At 70.9% G+C, this 19,072-nt stretch carries 18 protein-coding genes; all 18 read right to left on the bottom strand.

Annotation, left to right across the window (positions count from 1 at the left end):
• Positions 1 to 5 precede the first annotated feature (5 nt).
• Positions 6 to 749, bottom strand: a complete 744-nt coding sequence (locus C8E96_RS01910) for a P-loop NTPase (protein ID WP_091370416.1) — start codon at positions 747 to 749, stop codon at positions 6 to 8.
• Positions 739 to 1,791: a phosphotransferase enzyme family protein gene (locus C8E96_RS01915; RefSeq protein WP_091370414.1), complete on the bottom strand. Its 1,053-nt coding sequence runs from the start codon at positions 1,789 to 1,791 to the stop codon at positions 739 to 741. The genes C8E96_RS01910 and C8E96_RS01915 overlap by 11 nt, the downstream gene beginning before the upstream one ends.
• Entirely contained in the window at positions 1,781 to 2,722 is a 942-nt protein-coding gene (locus tag C8E96_RS01920; RefSeq protein WP_091370412.1) for a phosphotransferase family protein, read from the bottom strand. The genes C8E96_RS01915 and C8E96_RS01920 overlap by 11 nt, the downstream gene beginning before the upstream one ends.
• Positions 2,719 to 3,171, bottom strand: coding sequence for a type II toxin-antitoxin system RatA family toxin (locus C8E96_RS01925; RefSeq protein ID WP_091370409.1), 453 nt, complete (start codon positions 3,169 to 3,171; stop codon positions 2,719 to 2,721). The genes C8E96_RS01920 and C8E96_RS01925 overlap by 4 nt, the downstream gene beginning before the upstream one ends.
• A 12-nt stretch (positions 3,172 to 3,183) precedes the next feature.
• Entirely contained in the window at positions 3,184 to 3,681 is a 498-nt protein-coding gene (locus C8E96_RS01930; RefSeq protein WP_091370407.1) for a hypothetical protein, read from the bottom strand.
• Complete coding sequence (locus C8E96_RS01935) at positions 3,671 to 4,654, bottom strand: hypothetical protein (RefSeq protein ID WP_091370405.1); 984 nt, start codon at positions 4,652 to 4,654, stop codon at positions 3,671 to 3,673. The genes C8E96_RS01930 and C8E96_RS01935 overlap by 11 nt, the downstream gene beginning before the upstream one ends.
• Positions 4,645 to 5,421, bottom strand: coding sequence for an ABC transporter permease (locus C8E96_RS01940; protein WP_091370403.1), 777 nt, complete (start codon positions 5,419 to 5,421; stop codon positions 4,645 to 4,647). Before C8E96_RS01940 ends, C8E96_RS01935 begins: the two co-directional genes overlap by 10 nt.
• Positions 5,411 to 6,304, bottom strand: a complete 894-nt coding sequence (locus tag C8E96_RS01945; RefSeq protein ID WP_091574557.1) for an ABC transporter ATP-binding protein — start codon at positions 6,302 to 6,304, stop codon at positions 5,411 to 5,413. Before C8E96_RS01945 ends, C8E96_RS01940 begins: the two co-directional genes overlap by 11 nt.
• Positions 6,301 to 7,365 carry an LD-carboxypeptidase gene (locus C8E96_RS01950; protein WP_091370398.1) on the bottom strand — a complete coding sequence of 355 codons (1,065 nt, stop codon included), beginning with the start codon at positions 7,363 to 7,365 and terminating at the stop codon, positions 6,301 to 6,303. The genes C8E96_RS01945 and C8E96_RS01950 overlap by 4 nt, the downstream gene beginning before the upstream one ends.
• Complete coding sequence (locus tag C8E96_RS01955; RefSeq protein WP_091370396.1) at positions 7,356 to 8,366, bottom strand: asparagine synthetase A; 1,011 nt, start codon at positions 8,364 to 8,366, stop codon at positions 7,356 to 7,358. The genes C8E96_RS01950 and C8E96_RS01955 overlap by 10 nt, the downstream gene beginning before the upstream one ends.
• A 28-nt stretch (positions 8,367 to 8,394) precedes the next feature.
• The gene (locus tag C8E96_RS01960; protein ID WP_166657848.1) at positions 8,395 to 9,687 is read right to left on the bottom strand and encodes a diaminopimelate decarboxylase family protein; all 1,293 of its coding nucleotides are present in this window, start codon (positions 9,685 to 9,687) and stop codon (positions 8,395 to 8,397) included.
• Between the two features lie 74 nt (positions 9,688 to 9,761).
• On the bottom strand, positions 9,762 to 10,766 hold the full coding sequence (locus C8E96_RS01965) for a class I SAM-dependent methyltransferase (RefSeq protein WP_133794116.1): 1,005 nt from the start codon (positions 10,764 to 10,766) through the stop codon (positions 9,762 to 9,764).
• A 674-nt stretch (positions 10,767 to 11,440) separates the two neighbouring features.
• Positions 11,441 to 12,463, bottom strand: a complete 1,023-nt coding sequence (locus C8E96_RS01970) for a carboxymuconolactone decarboxylase family protein (RefSeq protein ID WP_091370391.1) — start codon at positions 12,461 to 12,463, stop codon at positions 11,441 to 11,443.
• 13 nt (positions 12,464 to 12,476) lie between these two features.
• Positions 12,477 to 13,682, bottom strand: coding sequence for a class I SAM-dependent methyltransferase (locus C8E96_RS01975; protein WP_228769673.1), 1,206 nt, complete (start codon positions 13,680 to 13,682; stop codon positions 12,477 to 12,479).
• A gap of 33 nt (positions 13,683 to 13,715) precedes the next feature.
• Positions 13,716 to 15,095: a cytochrome P450 gene (locus tag C8E96_RS01980; protein WP_091370387.1), complete on the bottom strand. Its 1,380-nt coding sequence runs from the start codon at positions 15,093 to 15,095 to the stop codon at positions 13,716 to 13,718.
• Complete coding sequence (locus C8E96_RS01985) at positions 15,092 to 16,120, bottom strand: enediyne biosynthesis protein (protein WP_091370385.1); 1,029 nt, start codon at positions 16,118 to 16,120, stop codon at positions 15,092 to 15,094. The genes C8E96_RS01980 and C8E96_RS01985 overlap by 4 nt, the downstream gene beginning before the upstream one ends.
• An 8-nt stretch (positions 16,121 to 16,128) precedes the next feature.
• The gene (locus C8E96_RS01990; RefSeq protein WP_091370384.1) at positions 16,129 to 18,099 is read right to left on the bottom strand and encodes a CRTAC1 family protein; all 1,971 of its coding nucleotides are present in this window, start codon (positions 18,097 to 18,099) and stop codon (positions 16,129 to 16,131) included.
• Positions 18,096 to 19,058 (bottom strand): DUF1702 family protein, encoded by a 963-nt coding sequence (locus C8E96_RS01995; protein WP_407642664.1) that lies wholly within the window; start codon positions 19,056 to 19,058, stop codon positions 18,096 to 18,098. The genes C8E96_RS01990 and C8E96_RS01995 overlap by 4 nt, the downstream gene beginning before the upstream one ends.
• Positions 19,059 to 19,072 lie beyond the last annotated feature (14 nt).

Below are 19,072 nucleotides of genomic sequence, written 5' to 3' on the forward strand. Positions count from 1 at the left end.
TCCTCCTAGGACGCTGCTTGTGATCGGGATACGGACGTCGTCGGGCGGGCGACGTGGCGGGCGAGGTCGGCCAGCCGGGCCGCGGCGAGCGGGCTCGTCCACGGCTGCTGCCCGCCCACGACGGCGGGCACGCCGAACCGGGGGACGCCGGGGGCCAGGTCGGCCAGGGCGGTCTCGTCGACCGCGTCCGCCGCGCCGCACGACCCGCACACCGCGCCCGCCCGGTTGTGCACGACCGCCACGACCGGCAGCAGGTCGCGGAACCACCGCAGGCTGCGGCGGGTGTCGGCGACGGCCAGCGGGTCGGCGGTGGTGACCGCGACGGCCGCCCGCGGCTCGAACGCCGCCAGGACCGCCGCGTGCAGTTCCCCGCTGCCCGGCGGGGTGTCGAGGACCAGGTAGTCCAGCGACTCCCAGAGCACGTCGCGGGCGAACTGCCGGAGCACGCCCCGCAGCACCGGGCCATGCCAGCCGAACGTGGTCTCGGCGTCGCCGAAGAGCCCCGTGGACATGACGGCCACCCGCCGGTCGTCCACTTCGGCCACCGGCGGCACCATCCGCCCGTCGCGCACCTCGGGCGGACCCTGCACCCCGAGCAGGGTGGGCACGCTCGGACCGGACAGGTCGCAGTCGAGCAGCCCCACCCGGAAGCGCTCGCTCAGCGCCAGCGCCAAACCGGCGGCCACGGTCGTCTTCCCGACACCACCCTTGCCGCCGATCACCGCGATCACCTTGGTCTCATCCGGCATCGCGCACCTCCAGGGGCGGGACGGGTGGGGCGGCCTGCCACCGCGCGACGTCGGCGGCGGACTCGTCGCCGACCTCGCCGCGCAGCGCGGCCAGCGCCACGAGTTCGAGGTGGACGGCCCGCACGACGGCGGGCAGGCAGGCCCGTTCGTCGGCGGTCAGCGGGTTGCGGGTGGTCTCCAGGTAGCCGGACAGGAACGCCGCGCTGCGCCGCTCGTCCGGATCGCACCGCAGCGGGGTCGCGAAGCTGGTCGAATCGCCCCGGTAGGCCACCGCGGCGTGGGTCAGCCAGCCCTCCACCAGGTCTCGCAGCCTGGTGCCGACGTCGCAGTTGTCGTGGTCGACCACCGCCACCACGGCGTCGTCGGCGCCGAACACCAGGTTCCACGGGTTGTAGTCGCCGTGGGTGAAGGTGCGCGGCAGCCGGGACCACGCGGCGTCGGGCAGGGCCGCCAAGACCTCCGCCACCGCCGTGTCCACTGTGGACAACAGTCGCGCGGGCCCCAGCTCTCCGGTCACCTGATGGGCCAGCCGGACGTGGTCGACGACCAGGGTCCGGTAGTCCTCGGCGGGTTCGCGGTCGGTGCCGATCAAAGCATCGTGCAGGGTGGCCAGGGCCGCGCCCGCCGCGCGCACCTGCGCGGTGGAGCCGGTGAACCGGCGACCAGTGCGGTATTCGGTGACCTCGAATGCGGCCCCGTCGACGCGCACCCACCCGCTACGGTCCTGAGTGGACAATGGCCGCGGGAGGATCGCGGTGTGGGCGGACAGGTCGGCGAGCAGCGCGTGCCTGCGGGCCAGCGCGCCGTCGTCGTCGGCGTACCACGGCACCTGCTTGAGGAACCAGGTGCCGCGCTCGTCCTCGAGCAGCGCCTTGCGGCTGGTCTCCGACCGGATGTCCAACATGGACGCGTGCGTGCCGTCGAGGATGATCGGCAGCAGCGCGTCCACCCCGCGCATCCCGTAGGCGGCGGTGATCACCCCGAGGGCGTGGTCGTCGAAGCCGGACGACGGCGGCGTGCGGGGCTTCTCCTTAACGGGCATCGCCCGCCTCCTCCACCGCAGCGAGGTGACTGTCCAGCAGAGTGAGCAGCGGCGTCCGCGCTCCCCATGGCGTGGCCTCGTCCAACGGCTCGGCGGCGAAGCGCTCGACGTAGGCGAGGATCACGTAGGCGTGGAACGCCGCGTACAGGCGCAGGGCCCGCCGGGACCGCTTGGCCGTCGCGCGCTCGAACACCGCGACGCCCTCGGTGTCCGACCAGTGCAGCAGCGCTTCCCCGTAGGCCGCCAGCGGGTCGCCGCTCCAGGCAACCGGAATGTTGGTGCAGGTCAAGGAGAAACCGTCGACAACGTAGTTGCGTGAGTTGACGTCGGCGGGCATCAGCAGCGGCTCGACGTCCTCGAGCTCGGGCGTGACCGCGTCCAGCGCCGCGCGCAGCCGATCGTGGCGCAGGTCCGCGAGCGCGGGCGCCTTGCGCCGCTGCTCGTCGAGGTAGGCGCCCAGGAACGACGTCCACGAGGGGTGCTCGGCGCACAGAGTCCGCCCGTCCTCGGCGACGCGCACCTTGCCGAAACCGGTGACCGGGATGGTGCCCACGGCGTCGATCACCAGCCGCTGCCGCCGTGCCCACTCGCGGCACTGCTCGGGCGTCGCCGTCGGCAGCACGTCCGCGAGGACCTCGCCCGGCACGTATTCGCTCAGCACGAAGGACGAGCCGTCCGGCTGCTCGGCGAGCGCGCGGATGCGACGCACGGCCGCGGTCGCGGCCAGCCGCCCGAGCACGACGCTTTCCGCCTGGGGAGCGCTGGAGGTGTCGGCCAGGTGCTTGAGCGCCCACTCGCCGGACGCCGAACGCACCCGCCACACCGTGCTGTTGGACGTCGACAGCAACTCGCGCTCGGTGATGGGGCCGACCATCTCCTCGGCCCAGTCCCACACCGCCGAGCGGAGCCCGTCGGCAGCCGCCTGGGTCATGACGACGACCCCGTCGGCGACGGCGCGCGGTCACCGAGGCTGACCAGGATGCCCTTGGCGTTGTCCTCCAGTGCCCGGGCCGCCACCGGGTTGAGCATGTCGGCCATCAGCGGGATGCCGATGTCGAAGTCCACGTACAGCTCCACCAGGGTGGCGTCGCCAACGGCGCTGACCTGCCAGTAGCCGGCGAAGTAGGCCAGGTCGCCGTCGAGCTGCTGGAAGTCGATGCGCATGCGCTCGGCGTCGACCACCTCCTCCTCTTCCCACTCCAGCTCCGAGCCCTTGAGCAGGACCGACCACCGCGCCAGGCGGCGAGCGCCCTCGTCCTCGAGCAGCCGCACGTCCACCACCTCGGCCATATAGGTGGGGAACGACTCGCAGTCGAGCACCGCGGCCCAGACGTCCGCGGGCGGTCGATCAGTGGTGTGTTTCGTGTGCACGATCGGCACGGGGTCCTCCTGTCAGATGTCCCACTGGTTCCAGTCGATGGCCCCGAGACCGTGCTCGGCCCGCAGCTTCTCCAGGGACGCGGCGATGCGAACGGTGGGGAAGAAGCCGGACGAGGTGCGGATCACCGGCACGGTGACCGGCAACGCGGCGCTCAGGGCGGCCTCGTGCTCGCGCACCACCGCGCGGGCCCGCTCGGCGTCGTCTCGGGAGGCACCCGCGGGAACCGGCAGGTTCCGCAGTGCCCGCGCGGTCGCCGAGTCGTCGGTGGCGAGGTGGAGCTGGTGCTCCATGTCGCTGGGCGGGACCACATAGCCGTCGCCGACCTGCGCGCAGTAGGCGATGGCCCGCAGCGCCACCGCGCACGACTCCACGCACGCCGGGTAGTTGCCGTCGTCGAAGGCCGCATCGATGTCGGTCATCGAGGTCTGCACCGACATCGCGTACTGCCAAGCCATTCCGGCGCCGTGGGTGAGCAGCCAGGTCAGGTCGACCCCTCGGTCAACGCGCATCCGCCAACACCCTTCCCATCAGCTCGCTGTCAGCTCGCAGCACCAGTTCGCCGCGCAGCACGCCGCCCAGGACCTCGGCGGCGCCCGCGGCGTCGACCGCGTCGCCGAGCAGGCCGTCCGCCTCGACCGCCGTGCGCAGCACCCGCTGGTGCGGGGTGACGCGCAGCCGCTGCCTGCCGATGGTGATCTCCGTGCAGCGCGGGTCGGGGGCGACCCGGGTGAGCGTCAGCGGGTCCAGGCGGGCCAACCCGGTGTCGGCGGCCAGCTCGGTGATGTCCGCCGCGCACCGCGCGGTGTAGTGGGCCCGCTGGCGGTCCACGGTGATGCCGAGCCGGGTGGCCCGGTCGGGCAGCCATTTGTGTCCGGTGGTGACGTCGCCCGCCGCGCGGCAGCGCAGCTCCAGCAGCTGCCTGCCCGCGCGGGCCCACAGGTAGGCGGCGGCCTCGGCGTCGACCCGGTCGGCCACCGCCGCCGCGGCCTGGAACTGGACGAACTCGTCGAGCGCGGCCCGCACCAGCACCGGCAGGATCGCCGCGGCGTCGGCTTCGGCGAAGACGCGGTCGGTGTCGTCGAGCAGCGGCACCGCCGTCAGCCAGCGGGCCAGCCGCCTGCGCAGCGACCGGTCCGGCGGCGGGGCCAGGCTGACGCGGCCGAGCGGCACGTCCGCGGTCGGCGCCCCGTCGATCCGGCGCACGACCTTGCCGGGCAGTTCCGCCGGGTAGTGCTCGATGTCGATGGGCGTGGCGCCCGCGAACAGCAGGAACGGCGGGGTCGGCTGGTCGAGGCCGGGCACGAGCAGGTGGATGTCGACATCGCTGCCCCGGTTGCCCATGCCCGCGGCGAGGGAGCCGACCAGGAACGGGCGCCCCGCGTCGAGCACGCTGCCGCCGAGGTCGCGGACCTCGGCCACGGTGAGCCCGACGCGGGCCAGCGCCGCGCCCGCGTCGGGGGCGCGGGTTCCGGTCAGGACCACGAGACTTTCCTTTCGTTGGGTCGGAAAACCAGCACCGCCGCCACCACGAACCCGGCGGTGAACCCCAGCAGCGCCAGGGCGGGCACCGCGACCGAGCCGAGGTCCCCACCCGTGAACGCCGACTGAAGGCCGCGCACCGCCCAGTACGAGGGCACCGCGGGAGCCAGCGGCTGCAGCCACACCGGCAGCACGGACAGCGGCACCAGCGCGCCGCCGACCCCGGAGAACACCAGGGCGAGCACGTTGCCGACCGTGGTGAGCTGCATGATCGTGCGGCACAGGGTCACGCCGAGGAACGCCAAGGCCACCAGGCAAAGCAGGTAACACACGAGCACCAGCGACACCGCGAGCCAGGACCCCTCGACGCGCAGGCCGAACAGCGCCACCCCGGCGGCGAGGAGCGCCGCGGCCTGCGCGGCCAGCAGCGCGAACGGGACCAGGAGCTTGCCCAGCACCAGCGCCCACAGCGGCAGGTCCGCGCCGAGGTAGCGGTCCCAGGTGTTCCAGCCGTGGTCGCGGTAGAACACGAACCCGACGTGCGCGACCAGCATCAGCGAGAACATCACGGCTAGCCCGGAGATCGCCTGTCCCGGCCCGGTGACGCCGGGAGCGGCACCCCCGTCGAGCAGCCGCTCATAGGTGGGGGTGAGGAAAGCGGTCAGCAGCACCGGCATCAGCGTCAGCACCACGATCGGCGAGAGGTCACGCCGCTGCACCCGCAGCTCCAACGCCGCCACGGTCAGCACGGAGCGAAGGTCATCGACCATGGGCCACCTCCGACGTGGAGACGATGTGGGTGAAGGCGTCCTCCAGCGACGGGCGGCGGACCTCGACACCGACGAGCCGGTCGCCGTCGGCCCGCAGCCCGTCGAGCAGGCGTGCCAGGTCGGTGACGGCGTCGGAGGTGGGCACCACGACCGTCCGGGTCTCGCCACCGCGTTCGACCGTCATCTCGATCACCGACGTGCAGTGCCGGGAGATCAACTCGTCGGCCTGCCCGCTGGCGACCACCTTGCCCTCGCGCAGCATCACAACCACGGCGGCGCGCTTCTCCACCTCGTGGAGGTAGTGCGTCGAGTAGAGGACCGCGGTGCCCCCGTCGGCCAACTGCGTGAGGTGGTCGAGCAGGGCCGAGCGCGTCATGGGGTCCACGCCGACCGTCGGCTCGTCCAGCAGCAGCACCGGCGGCCTGGCCACCATCGCCATGGCGCAGTGCACGCGCCGCCGCTCACCGCCGGAGAGCTCCCTGACCGGGCGGTGGGCCAAGTCCTGCAGGAAAAGCAGGCGCAGCACGTCGTCGACAGCGCGCGTCCTGGCCGCTCGCGCCACCCCGGACACAGCGGCCCAGGAGGCCACGTTCTCGGTGACGGTCAGGGTCGGGAACACCGCGATCTCCTGCCCCGCGTACCCGATGCGTCGGCGGCACGCGCGGGGCGCGGTGGCGAGGTCGTCGCCGCCGACTCGCACACTCCCGCCCGCGAGCGGCACGCGACCGGTGATCGCGTCCATCAGCGTCGTCTTGCCCGCGCCGTTGGGGCCGAGCAGCGCAACGATCTGTCCCGCCGACACGTCGAGCGACACGTCGTGCAGCACCCGCCGCCCGCCGCGGTCGACCGACACGGCCTCGACGCTGAGGACCGGCGCGCTCATCCGCGCCCCCGCACGGCGGGTTCCGGCAAGCACAGGCGCACGGCGCCGTCCGCGTCGGCGTCCACCTCGGCGACGGCGCCCAACGGCAGGCACAGCATGGGGTCGGTGTGTCCGAACTCCACATCGGACACCACGGGACCGCGGCACGCGCCTGCCAGGTTCACCAGGCTTTCCCTTACCGCTGCCCGGTCCCACTCGCCGGTGACGACCTGCCGGAAGACGCCGAAGCACACGCCCGCCGCGCCGTCGAGAAGAGCCGACGCGGCGATCACAGCCAGGTGGTCCTGGAAATCGGCCCAGGACGCGGTGTCCGACTCCTCCAGGAACACCACGCGGCCCGCCCACGGGCGCGACACGAGCCCCGCCCGCAGGTCCCCGGCGAGGGTGGCCACGTTGGCCGCCACGAGCGGCCCGGTCGCGCGGCCCGGACGCAGCACCGCGCGGCCGGGGATGGGCAGGCGGGCACGGGGGACGTCGTCGGCCACGTCCCACTCGCGGAACTCGACGACCACGTGCTCGGCGGCACGCAGCACACCGGGTGCCGCGCCCGCCGACACCGCCGCCCAGAAGTGCCGCCAGGTGTACGGGTCGCACCCGTCCGGCTCACCGAACTGCGGCAGCGCGGCAGGGCCGTAGAACGTCGTCATGCCGGTCCGCTCGTGCAGCCACAGCAGCAGCGAACCGCTGTCGCTGTAACCGGAGAACACCGTGGGATGCGCGGCCAGTTCGTCCGGGTCGAGGTGGGCCACCAGGTCCCGGGCACCCGACCCGCCGATGGTGGTGATCACCGCGGCCACGTCCGGGTCGCGGAACGCGGAGGTCAACGCCGCGGCCCGGCGCGCCGCCGAGCCCGCGAACCGACCGTCGTCCTCCGTCGTGGTCTGGCACAAGCTCGGCCGCAACCCGTTGCCCGCCAACGCCGCGGCGGCCCGCCGCAGCCTGCGCGGGCACCGGGCCGCGAGTGGCCCCGACAGCGACACCAGCCGCGCACCGTCGCCCGGTCGCAGACCGGGTGGCGGGCACGCGGCGGCGCGCCGCGGGGAAGCCGAGCTCAGACCCATGTCGCGGTGCCCTTGAGCCGGGGCATCACGTGCAGGTCGCGGATGTCGTCGTGCTGGAACACCCACAGGAGGAACCGCTCCAGGCCCAGCCCGAAGCCCGCCGTGGTCATCGGCGTGTCCTCCTTCATCTGCAGGTACCACTCGTATTCCTCGGGGCGCACCCCGTGCGTGGCCAGCGCCGCCTCCGCCTGCGCCCGGGTGCCGTGCCGCTCGCCGCTGCCGACGACCTCGCCGATGCCCATGAGCAGATCCGCGCTCAGCGCGGCCCCGCTGTCGTCGACGGCCTGGTAGAACGGCACCGACAGGTGCGGCGGGTGAGTCAGCCACACCGGGCCGCCCGCGTGCGCGATCAGTTCCTGCTCGCCGGCACGGGTGATGGCGGGAGCGCCCGGGGCCTTCTCCACGACGTGGCGACCGCCCAGCACCTTGACCGCCTCGGCGAAGGTGAGCCGCGGGAACCGGGCGTCGGCGGCCATGGCCTCCAGGTGCGCCAGCGACTCGGTGACCGAGCCCAGGGCCGCGGTCGCGGGCGCCGACGCCAGCAGGGCGCCGCACAGGCCCCGCAGGTAGTCCTCCACCAGGCGCAGCACGTCCTCGTAGCCGCCGACGATCTCCGCCTCGGAGTGGAAGAACTGGTTGAGGTGCGTGGAGTCCGGGTCCTCACCGCGGAACGTGGGCATGATGTAGTACGCGCCCGGCACGTCGTGGCGGAGCATGAACTCCAGCTGGAACTGCATGGAGTCGGCCAGGAAGGTGCGCTCGCCGAAGAGCTCGATGTCCACCGGCAGGCTGTCGCTGCCAAGTCCCATCGGGCTCGACACCGAGCTGACCGTGATCGGCATCAGCACGGGGATGATGTCGCGCCCGGCGTAGAAGTCGTTGGTGGCTTTGACAAGCACGCTGTTCACCGTGGTGACGGTGCGGTACCAGGGGCTGGAGAGCGCGGAGACGAAGTGCTTCTCCGGGTTGTCCCAGACGCGTGGTGGCAGAACGGTAGTCATCCGTGATTCCTTTTCGTCTCGGCGCAGGTCACGCCGGTTCGGCGAAGGGGTCGACGCCGTGCAGCGCGGTGAACATCGCCGCCCGCTCGGCCGACCCGACGAGATGGCTGAGCTGGTTCCCGTCCCAGACCGCGATGTCCGGCAAGGGAAACGCCCAGCTTTCGGCGAACACCGTGGTGTACGCGCCGACGTTGAGCACGCCCAGGCGCAGCCCTTCCCGGCCGTCCGGCAGCCGCGCGTCGCGGCACAGGACGGTGGGCGCGCACGTGCCGTCGCCGACGTCGTAGCGCGACCACGTGCCACCGCTCGGCCAGCGCAGCGGCACGGGGTGATAGGCCAGTTCGGGCAGGGGGATCAACACGTTGGAACCGAGGTCGGTGACGCGCCACCGCCGGTCCCCGTTTTGCTTCTCGCCGGTCACCGACGTCAGCCCCACGGCGGCGTCGGCGACGAGGAAGCGGCCCGGTTCGACGACCAGTTCGAACGGGTAGCCGATGGCGGCCAGTTCCTTGGCCGCCGCGTCGGCGAAGTCCGAGATGGCGAGGCCGCGCGCGGCCAGCAGGTAGCCGGTGTCGAAACCGCCACCGATGTCCACCGTCTCGAACCTGATGCCCCGCTCGGCGAGCACGGCGCGGGCCACGTCCGCCAGCCCGCGCACGGCAGCGGTGTACCGGTCGAGATCGTGGGCGTGGGTGAGCTGGTGGGCGTGCAGGGCGACGAGGTCGCAGTGCGTCGCCCGCTTCGCCTCGTCCACCAGGGCGAGGAACCCACCGCCCGCCCAGTCGCAGCCGAGCTTGGCCGACGAGCCCACGAACCGGTCACCGCCCACGTCCGGCGTGACCCGCAGTCCCAACCGGACCCGACGCCCCACCGCGCGCGCCGCGGCATCCACCCGGCGGAGGTCGCCGACGTTGTCGACCACCACCAACGCCCCCGCCTCGACGACCCCGCGCACGTGGTCGGGCCGCATGCCCACGCCGTTGGAGACGACGGCCTCGCCCGGGCAACCCGCGCGCCGCGCGATCGCCAGTTCCAGGCCGCTCATCACCTCCAGGCCCGCGCCCGCGTCGACCAGCGCCCGCACGACGGGCCGCACATAGCAGGCTTTGAGCGCATAGGCAATGTGGACGCGGTCGAAATGGCGTCGAAAAGCCGACCGCAATTCGCCGAAGCGAGAAAGGGCGTGGGGGACGGAATAGACGATCGACGGATTGTCATCGGCGAGGTGGTCATCCAGAACGGGACCACCGATGATGCTCAGCTCACCATCGCGGTAATGCAGCCAGGGGACGAATCGGCTGATGTCGTCCGGGCTCCGCAAAGGCAAACCGCGTAAATCGTCCTCGTCCGCCCACGACCGTTCATCAGGTGAACAGATGGATGCCATGACGAAGGTCAGACGTAGAGCAGCGGCTCTGCACCCGCCGGCAACACACGGTAGGCGAAGAACGTGTAGGACAGGTATTCCATGTTCTGGTTGAACGTCAGGAAAATGTCCAGCAGGCGCTCATTCAGGGCCTCCCGCGCCGAATCGTCCCAACCCACCGCGACGTGGTCGACCATCTGCGCGCAATACCGCTCGACTTCCTCGACCGTGCGCGCGCCCGCCTCCGCGTCGTGCAGCGCCCACGGCTGCAGGCGGGGCGAGTTGTAGAGCTCGCGCCAGTGGTCGCGGGTGTAACGGGGCACCGGCACGCCGATGAGTTCGGCGACCTTGTCCAGGAGTTGCTGAGGCGGCTCGGCGTGGTACCACAGCTCCGAGTTGGCGACCAGGCCATGCGGCTTGACCAGGCGCAACCACTCCGCGACCGCCCGAGGCTGGTCGATGACGAACGCGAGCGCGCCGCCGGAGAGCACCACGTCGAAGGACGCCGCGTCGAGCCCGGTGTCGCGCATGTCCCGGTGCTCATACCGGGCCAGGTGAGCCAGTCCCTCGGACTCGGAGCGCGCGTTCGCCGCCGCGGCCATGTCCGGGGAAATGTCGATACCGAGCACCTGACAGCCGGTGCGCCGAGCCAGTTCCCGGCTCAGGAAACCCGAATTGCAGCCGGCGTGCAGCACGTTTGTGTGCGGGCCGAGCCCAAGCTCGACGGCAAAGCGCCGAACCGTGTCCAGCCCACCCGGCGGCAGATTCGACTCCCGCATCGCGGCAAGCAGCCGAACATATGGCCAACCGCGAACTTCGTCGGCCGAAGGAACAGTCATTGCTCCAGTCTCCATACCCACCCTCGCAATATCGGTGACCTCGACGTCGCACACCGGCATCAAGGCACGAATTCCCACACGAAGTCCCAAAACGGAGAGATCACCACGCAGCCGCGAACAGGCCCGATCAAGGCCATCGCAACCCTTGCGGGTCCCCCAGGTTTGTTCTCTTACGTTTAGAGACAGGTTAGCCACGCGTCCATTGACCGTGTGCCAGATTGACAAAGTGTGAGTCGCGCCACAGCTACTCGTCCGTAGGTCGAGCGGGCCGAATCTCGTCGAGCGCGGTCACCCAGATGGGCCAGGACCACTCCTGACATCACGACGTTGTCGCGTGTCCACTTCGGTCAACCTGATCAACCCGCGGATGCTCGGTGTCGGGCCTGACCTACCTGCCACGCCAGGACGGCGGCGCCAGCGACCGCATCGGCAGGTACGAGGTCCGACCGAAGCGGGCGGGCGCGGCCCGTGGACCGCCGCGGCGAGCATCGGTGTGACCGAAACATGAGGGGAGGTATTCCTCGGACGCACACGCCGTCCGATTCAGGTGGACCTACGCCACCGATGTCTCCGCGGTCCAGCCGACCGACTGCGACCGTGCCAACGCCGTGCAGACCACGGTCGGCCGGAAGCGGGTTCCGCGTATAACAACGCGAGCACGGCCAACTTCCTCGTGGACATCGTGGGTGCCCTCTACCGGTACCCGTCGAGTGCGCTCGCGAGACCGTCGGCGGAGCCCGCGGGTGAACTGGCGGCTCCGAAGGCGATGCCGGAGAACCGTTTCCACCGCGCCTGACGCACCACGCGCGAAACGCCGCACACGCATCCTTGCGTGTGCGGCGTTTCGCATTCCCGCGGGAGACGGGAGACTAGGTGGGTTTCACCGCCTGGGCGGCCAGCCGGACGCTGATCCGCCGCGCCGCGGCCATGCTCGACCACGCGGCCAGTTCGATGAGGGTGGCGTCATCCGGTGCGGTGCGGCGGAAATCGTCGACGAGGGTTTCGTCGACCTGGTAGGAAGCGTGCGCGATGAGCAAGGCAAGGCGGCCTGCTGCCCGGTCGGCTTCCGGGAGCTCGACGACCGCCTCTTCCACCCACGCCCGGCTGATACCCGGCGCCTCACCATCCCACGTGGACAGTCGACTGTGGACGAGCGCGCGCACGCTCGACGGCACCGACCGATCCCCCGCCGCCTCGACCGCCGCATAGGCGCGGGCGAACGCGTCGGCGACGGATGGGTTGGCGAGTGCCCAGGACAGGTCCTCCGGCAGCGGCGCCGGGGGCAGCAAGTCCAGCGACGCACCGGGAAGCGCGCCGCCGTCCGATGGACGCAGGACCCCGCCGAGCACGTGCCGCGCCTTCGGCTTGGCCGATTCGGGCACGTGCGACGGGAACGGCGAGTCCCGCAAGAACACGTTGACCATGCGGTTGTAGTACTGGAACGCCACGGCGACGCCGATCAGCTCCGGGCCCTGCTCCGGCGGGAACGGCGGCGCGGCCGCGGCCGCGGCGGTCGCGGACGCCTGGGCCCACGCTTCGAGCTCCGAGCGGTCCGCCGCGTCGGCCAGCGCGGCCAGCGTCATGCCGTGCACGTCAGCGCAGTACGGGCACTCGTTGGCCACCGACACCCCGGTGGCCACCGCCTCCTTGCTCGCGCGGTCGGCGACCCCTTGGGCCAGCAGGGTTTCCCGCAGGATCATCCAGGACGCGGCCAGCACCTCCGGGGCCGCGGAGTGCAGCGCCACCGGCGGTGCGAGCATGCGGAAGTCCCGCTCCACCTGCCGGTACACCTCGGCGACCACCCCGTTTGCCTTGCGCGGGGCCACAACCTTGACATGGCGGGTGTCGCGGAGTGACCGCCGCACCGCCAGCCGGACCAACATGGCGACCATGGTTGCTCCTTGATCAGTCCGTCGTGTTCGCTCGGGCCACCACGGCGCCCACCACGAAGTCCGGGTATTTCTCGGCGATCACGTCGACGTCCGGAAGCACCGTCACGTCGTCGAGGCCCGCCGCCTCGAACGTGGCGCGCCATGCCGCGGGCGTCAGGAAGCCGTGCGTGGGCCGCTTCACCGGTTCGGTGATGACATCGGTGAAGCTGTCCAGGAAGTCGAAGATGATCTCGGCGTGGATGGGCCGGGCCAGCTTCGTCGGGCGGACGCACTCGGAGACGACGACCGCCCCGCCCGGCTTGAGCGCCTTGACCGCCTCGTTGATGACGAAGTCGAGGCTGGGCGCCACATGGAAGCAGTTGACGGAGTAGACCGCGTCGAAGGTGCCGGGCTCGACACCCTGGGCCTCCCACGACGTCGTCATGTCGAGCCGCGCGGTCTCCACGACCGTCGACGGTGACGCCGCCGCCTTCGCCACCGCGTCGCCGTGGCGGGCGAAGGTCTCGGCGACCTCGGTGAACCGGTAGCGCGTGACGTCCGCGCCGAGCTGGCGCAGCGCCCGGTCGGCGGCGCTGCCGCAGCCGCCGCCGATCTCGAGGATCTCGAACGGGCCGCCATCCTTCGGCACCAGCCGGGCGAGGGCCTCCGCGCCGATCTCGTTGTTGATGGCGTAGAGCAGGTTGTCGTTGGAGAAGTACTTCAGCCACAGCGGAAGCTGCTTCGGGGCGAAGAGGATCTCGTCGCCCGTCGCCTCGCCGCTGAAGTAGCGGTCCGCCTCGTCGACCAGCGTCCGCAGGATCTCGGCGGCCACCGCGGCGCCCGGCTCCCGCTCGGCGAGTTCGGCCGCGACGGTGTCGAAGTCCTCCACCGGCACCGCCCCGGGGAAGTACCGCCCGTCCTGTCGCTCCAGGATGCCGGTGTCCGAGAGCTTCTCGTAGAGGAACTTCAGCGGAACCGTGCGGCGCCACGGGATCGAGAGTTCCTTCTTCGCCTGCTGGACCGTGATGCCCGTCGACGCGGGAAGCGCGTCGATCGAGGTGAGGATGCGGTACGCGGTCGCGTCGACGAGGCGGGCGAAGATCTCGTTCGCCTCCAGGAACCGGAACGGGAACAGCTCCCGGACCCGCTCGTCGGCGATGGCGGCGCGCAGCTCCGCCAACCTCGCCGTCCTGGCTTCAGGATCGAGGTGACCGTGCGGGTTTTCCGCGAGGTTGCTCATCGTTTTCACCCAGCTTCGTGACGTAGTGGGGATTCAGGCCGCTGAACGGCCCGCGGCCGCGGTCCACTTGTGAACAGTCAGGGGGAGTCCGCCGCCTAGGCGCAGCGACATCATCGGCTCCGGCTTGACCTCGACGCCGGGCACCTTCTCCAGCCGCAGGTCGCGCATCAGCGTGGAGATGATGAAAGCGGACTCCATCATCCCGAGGTGGTTGCCGACACAGAACCGCGGACCCGCGCCGAACGGGATGTGCGCGTACCGCGGCCGGTTCGTCTTCACGTCCGGGTCGAACCGCTCGGGGTTGAAGCGGTCCGGCTCCGGCCAATACCTCGGGTGCCGGTGCAGGGTGTAGGGGCAGATGAGCACCTCCGACCCCGCGGGCACGTGGTAGCCGCCGACCTCGTCGTCGGCGAGCGCCCGCCGCGGCAGGATCCACACCGGCGGGTACAGCCGCATGGCCTCTTCGAGCACCATGTGCGTGTACCGCAACCGGGTCAGGTCCTCATACGCCGGGCGGCGGTCGCCGTAGACCGCCACCGCCTCCTCGTGCAGCCGCTGCCGGACGTCCGGGTGTTGGCTCACCAGGTTCAGCGTCCAGCCGACCGTGCTCGCCGTCGTCTCGTGCCCGGCGAGCAGCAGCGTCACCAGCTCGTCGCGCATCCGGCGGTCGGCGACCCGCTTGTCGGGTTCCTTGGCGGTGGAGGCGATGAGCCGGGTCAGGACGTCGTCGCCCGCCTCGATCGGGTTGCCCTTGCGTTGTGCCACCAGGGTTTCCACGATCCGCTCGAGATCGGCCCTGGCCGTGCGGAGCGCCCGCTGCCCCTTGAGCGGCAGCCACTGCGGGACCATGCCGAGGGTTTCCATCTCGAACATGGCCTGGTCCTGCACGGCCTCGAAGGAGTGCCCGATCGACTCGAACGCGCCGAGGTCGGCGTCGAGCAGGGTGCTGCCGAGCACGCCGAGGGTGAGCGCGGTGACCTCGTCGAGCACGTCCACCGGGCCGGAGCCCTGGTGGACCCGCAGCCGCTCCACCAGTTCGAGCGCCTCGTCGATGATCACGTCGGCCTGCCCGGCGATCCGCTTGTGCTGGAACACCGGCTGGATGGTGCGCCGCTGTTCCTTCCACAGCGCGCCCTCGCTGGTCAGCAGCCCGTCGCCCAACGCCCGCTTGGCCTCGGTGTAGCCGATGCCCTTGTGGTAGTTGGCCGCGTTGTCCGCGAGCACGTGCTTGGCGTGGTCGGGGTGGTTGAAGATGTAGAGCGTCTTCGGGCCGATCGCCACCCGGACCGCGTCGCCGTACTCGCGGACCGCCCCGCTCATCAGGCCGAGGCGGTCCGCGCGCAGCTGGCGCAGGATCCCCGGGGCCGCCCGGCGGGGCGGCCCCGGTGGTACTCGGCGGGTCGAGGCGGTCATGCCGCGGCCGGGTGGGCGGTCTGCCCACCGTCGTCGGGCACCGCGGCGATCGGCGGCTTGGCCGACTCGGCCTCGACCTTGGCCGCCTGCTCGGCCTCGAACTGCGCCTTCGCCTTGTTCACGAAGTGCAGGCCCCACAGGAACATCCCGCGGATCAGGCAGACGATCGCGGTGGCGAAGAACAGGCCGTACGCGACGTTGGCGACCATGAAGATCCCGTAGACCATCGCGACGCCGCCGCCGAACGCGAACTGCGCCCACGGCTTGGACGGCGTCGTGCCGGGGTCGGTCACCATGTAGTTGGTGTAGAGGATGAACGCGACACCGGTCATGACCGAGAGCGCGCCGACGATCGCCGTGTCGAACAGCAGCCCGCGGACGATGGCCTGCAGCGCGAAGACGCTGAGCCAACCGAAGATCAGCCACATGCGGCCGGTCAGCTTCGCGTTCAGCATCGTGCCGGTGATGATGATGACCGCGGGCAGAATCCAGCTGCCGATGTCGTTGAGGCCCTCGGTGAAGTGGTACGGCGGCGCGATGCTGCCCCAGGGGAACAGCACGAGCACCATCAGGATCCCGAAGTTGGACGGGTTCATGTAGTGGCGCAGCTTGCCGCGCACCGGGGCCCGCAGGATCCACTTGGTGGCCACCGCGAGGGTGACCGCGAAGATCATCACCCAGATCCGGTCGTTGACGTAGATCAGCATGTTCACGGCGATGCTGGTGATGTGCGCCGGGAACAGGAACTCGATCAGACCCTTGAGGCCGCCGCCGCGGTAGCGGGGATCGCGTCCCTCGACCCGGGCGCCGATCGCCTCGAACACCAGCTCGGTGGCGTAGCCGGTGGCGATCGCCACCAACGGCCAGATCCACGGCTGCTCGAACCCGAGGAAGATGTAGCCGACGATGTTGAACACGGAGATCGAGATGGCGAACCTGCGCAGCGCCTTGATGATCTTCGGGTCGTGCCGCGGCGGGCCGCCCGCGGGCGGTTTCCCGCCGGGCTTGGCTTCCTGGATGACCATGTCCCTGCTCACCTCTCCTCAGCGGTGTCACCAAGCACGAGCGCGTGCTTGCCCTGCTCGAGCCGGAGCACCTGCTCGTGCGCCTTGCCCTGGCGGTCGCGCCACTTCAGCTGCACCTCGACCGGGCCCTTCGCGTCGCCGAGGCCGATGTGCACCTCGCTGCTGCGCTTGCCGCCGTGGCCGCTGCCGCCGTCGACTCGCTGGATGTACTTCTTGCCGTCCGCCGTGGTCACCGTGACCTGGGCACCGGTGGCGGGCGAGCCGGGCGCGGGGGCGCTGCCGGCCGACGCGGCCTGCTCGTGGGTCAGCACCAGGTTCAGGTAGCCGCCCGGAGCGCGCGCCTCGTTGTGGTAGAAGATCGGCTCGCCGTACTGGCGGGCCACCGCGAAGTCGAGCAGTCCGTCGCCGTCGGCGTCACCGGTGGCGATGCCGCGGGTCGGGATCGGCACGGCCAGGCCCAGCTCGGGGGCCACGTCGGTGTAGCGGCCGTCGGGACCCTTGACGAAGAAGCGCAGCGTCTCGCTGCCGGCGATGTCGTCGCCCGCGTTGGCGTTGGGCCAGAAGGCCGGGTTCGCCACCAGGGAGTCGTTGGCCATGGCCAGTTCCTGCAGCTGCGGCCAGCGGTTCGTCGAGCCCTTGATGAAGCCGTTGGTCTGGGCGATCTGCTGCTCACCGGTGTTGGCGAAGTCGGCGAGCTTGACGTCCCACGACCAACCCGCCCACGCGGTGCCGTCCCCGCCGCTGACATCGCGGAACGGCGCCTCTCCGTCCTGGAGCTTGGCCCGCAGGTCGGCCTGGTTCGCCGCGGTGTTGACGAAGTGGAAGTTGCTCTCCACGATGCCCCAGCCGACGGTCAGGTTGGAGACGAACGCGTCGTAGAGGCCGTCGTGGTTGGTGTCGCCGAAGTCGACGCCCATGCCCTTGAACGAGTCCTCACCGATCCGCTTCGACTTCGGGGTGCCCGGCGTGCGGGTCGTCTCCACGTTGGCGAAGCTCACCTTGTCCGGCGTGGACTTGTTGTACAGCAACCGGTCCTGGCCGAAGTCGTTGGCGATGTAGAGCTCCGGCAGCAGGTCGCCGTCGAGGTCGTTGGCGCTGACCCCCAGCGTCCAGCCGTTCCTGGCCTCCTCGGGGAGCGCGTCGGCCGGAACCGCCCCGAAGGTGGCCGTGGGGTCCTGTCCCGCGGTGGCGCCCTTGCACAGCAGGATGTGCTTCTCGCCGCCGTTCTGGGCGTGCGACAGGGAGTGGTTCATCGTCACTCCCCCGTCCTTGCTCGGGTCGATGATCGGCCCGTCGGGGAAGTAGTTGCCGATGAAGATGTCGTCGTGGCCGTCACCGTTGAGGTCGGCGACGGTCGCCGCGTTGGAGTTCCACTGTGGACCGTCGTACTCGCCGTTGGGACCGGCGTTGTCGCCGGGGACCGCCTCGGTCGGCTTGAACGCGTCGGCCGAAAGCGTGCCGTGGCTCGCCTTCTGCAGGTGGATGACCGGGGTGCGGCCCCACATGTAGATCAGCAGGTCCATCCGGCCGTCCTCGTTGAGGTCGGCGGGCACACAGCCCATCGGCGCCATCACGTCGTTGACCGGTAGCGGCGCCGCGTCGAGCTCGAAGGGCTGGTACCGCTTCTCGCCCTTGCCCGGCGTCGGGGTCACGATCACCTGGTCGGTGCGCGGGTCGACGAGGCACAGGTCGTTCGGCAGGCCGTCGCCGTCGAGGTCGTTCATCGCGACCGCCGCGCCGACCGAGGACATCCAGGCGTCGATGTGCTTGTACGCCTTGTTGACCTTCCTGATCGACTGCTGCTTGTCCGATGTGGGCAGCGCCGGTGTGTGGCCGGCGAACGCGTAGTCGCTCGCCAGGTCGCTCTTCGTCTCTGCCGAACTCTGCGGCAGGGTCACCGCGAAGAAGAAGCCGACGACGACCACGAGCGCGATGACACCGGTCAGCTGCCTGCGCAGCATGCCAAGTATCGCGGTCATGTGTTGACACCTCCAAGGGAAACGAATTCGTTGGCAAGGCGCTGTCGCCAGACCTCATAAGCGGGCGCGTCGCCGTCGACCGGCAGCGTCGGGCGCAGTGCCGTCGTCACCCGGGCCACCTCTTCCGGCGTCGCGTCCCAGAACAGCTTTGTGGCCCGCGCCGAGTGCTCGGGGACGATGCCCGCGCGCACGCGGGCGTCCGCGGCGAACGCGCTGCCCTGCGCCAGGTTGGCGCGGAACTGGCCCGCGCGGCGCAAGACGGTGCGCAGTTCCTCGTCGTCGACACCACCGGCGTAGGTGGCGGCGAGACCGACGCCCGCCCACAGGTCCGCGCGCCGCGACTCGGGGAACGCGTCGACCTTGTCGGCCACGAGGGTCGGGTCGATGCCGCCGATGAACCACAGCGCGCGTCCGATGCCCTGGTCGATGGCGTTGTTCGCGTGGGCGCCGTATTTGCCCGCGGGCCAAGGGAACTTGGGGTCCTGGTACTGGCCGTCGACGTAGCGCGCGGTCTGGAAGTAGGCCTGGTGGAAGCCGTAGCCGTCGAGCACCAGGGGCACCAGCATCGGGTCGAGGCTCGCGGGCTTCGGCCAGCGGAACCGCGGGATGCGGGCCATCGCCCAGCCGATCCCGACGTAGACCAGGTACCGGTACGCCTCGCCGCGCTCGGTCTCCAGGAACCGGTCGACGTTGTCCGAGCGGCCGAACGGGAGGCCGTCCAACACGGCCAGTCCCATGCCCGCGCCCTCGTAGGCGAACCCTCGCAACCAGTCCGGCAGCTGCTCCAGCGGCTCCACGGCGTCCGCGGGAGTACGGGCCTCCATCGCGTAGGCGTAGCCTTCGAGAAACATCTTCCCGACGGTCTCAAGTCGATCCTGAGCCTCGGGGGATTTCTTGTGGAAGCCGCGTTTGTCGAGAGTCGTCTCGACCACGTCAGGCGTCATGAGGCGACGTCGCAGCGCTCGCCATGAAC

It is taken from the genome of Actinokineospora alba (genome assembly GCF_004362515.1).
GTDB classification, from domain to species: domain Bacteria; phylum Actinomycetota; class Actinomycetes; order Mycobacteriales; family Pseudonocardiaceae; genus Actinokineospora; species Actinokineospora alba.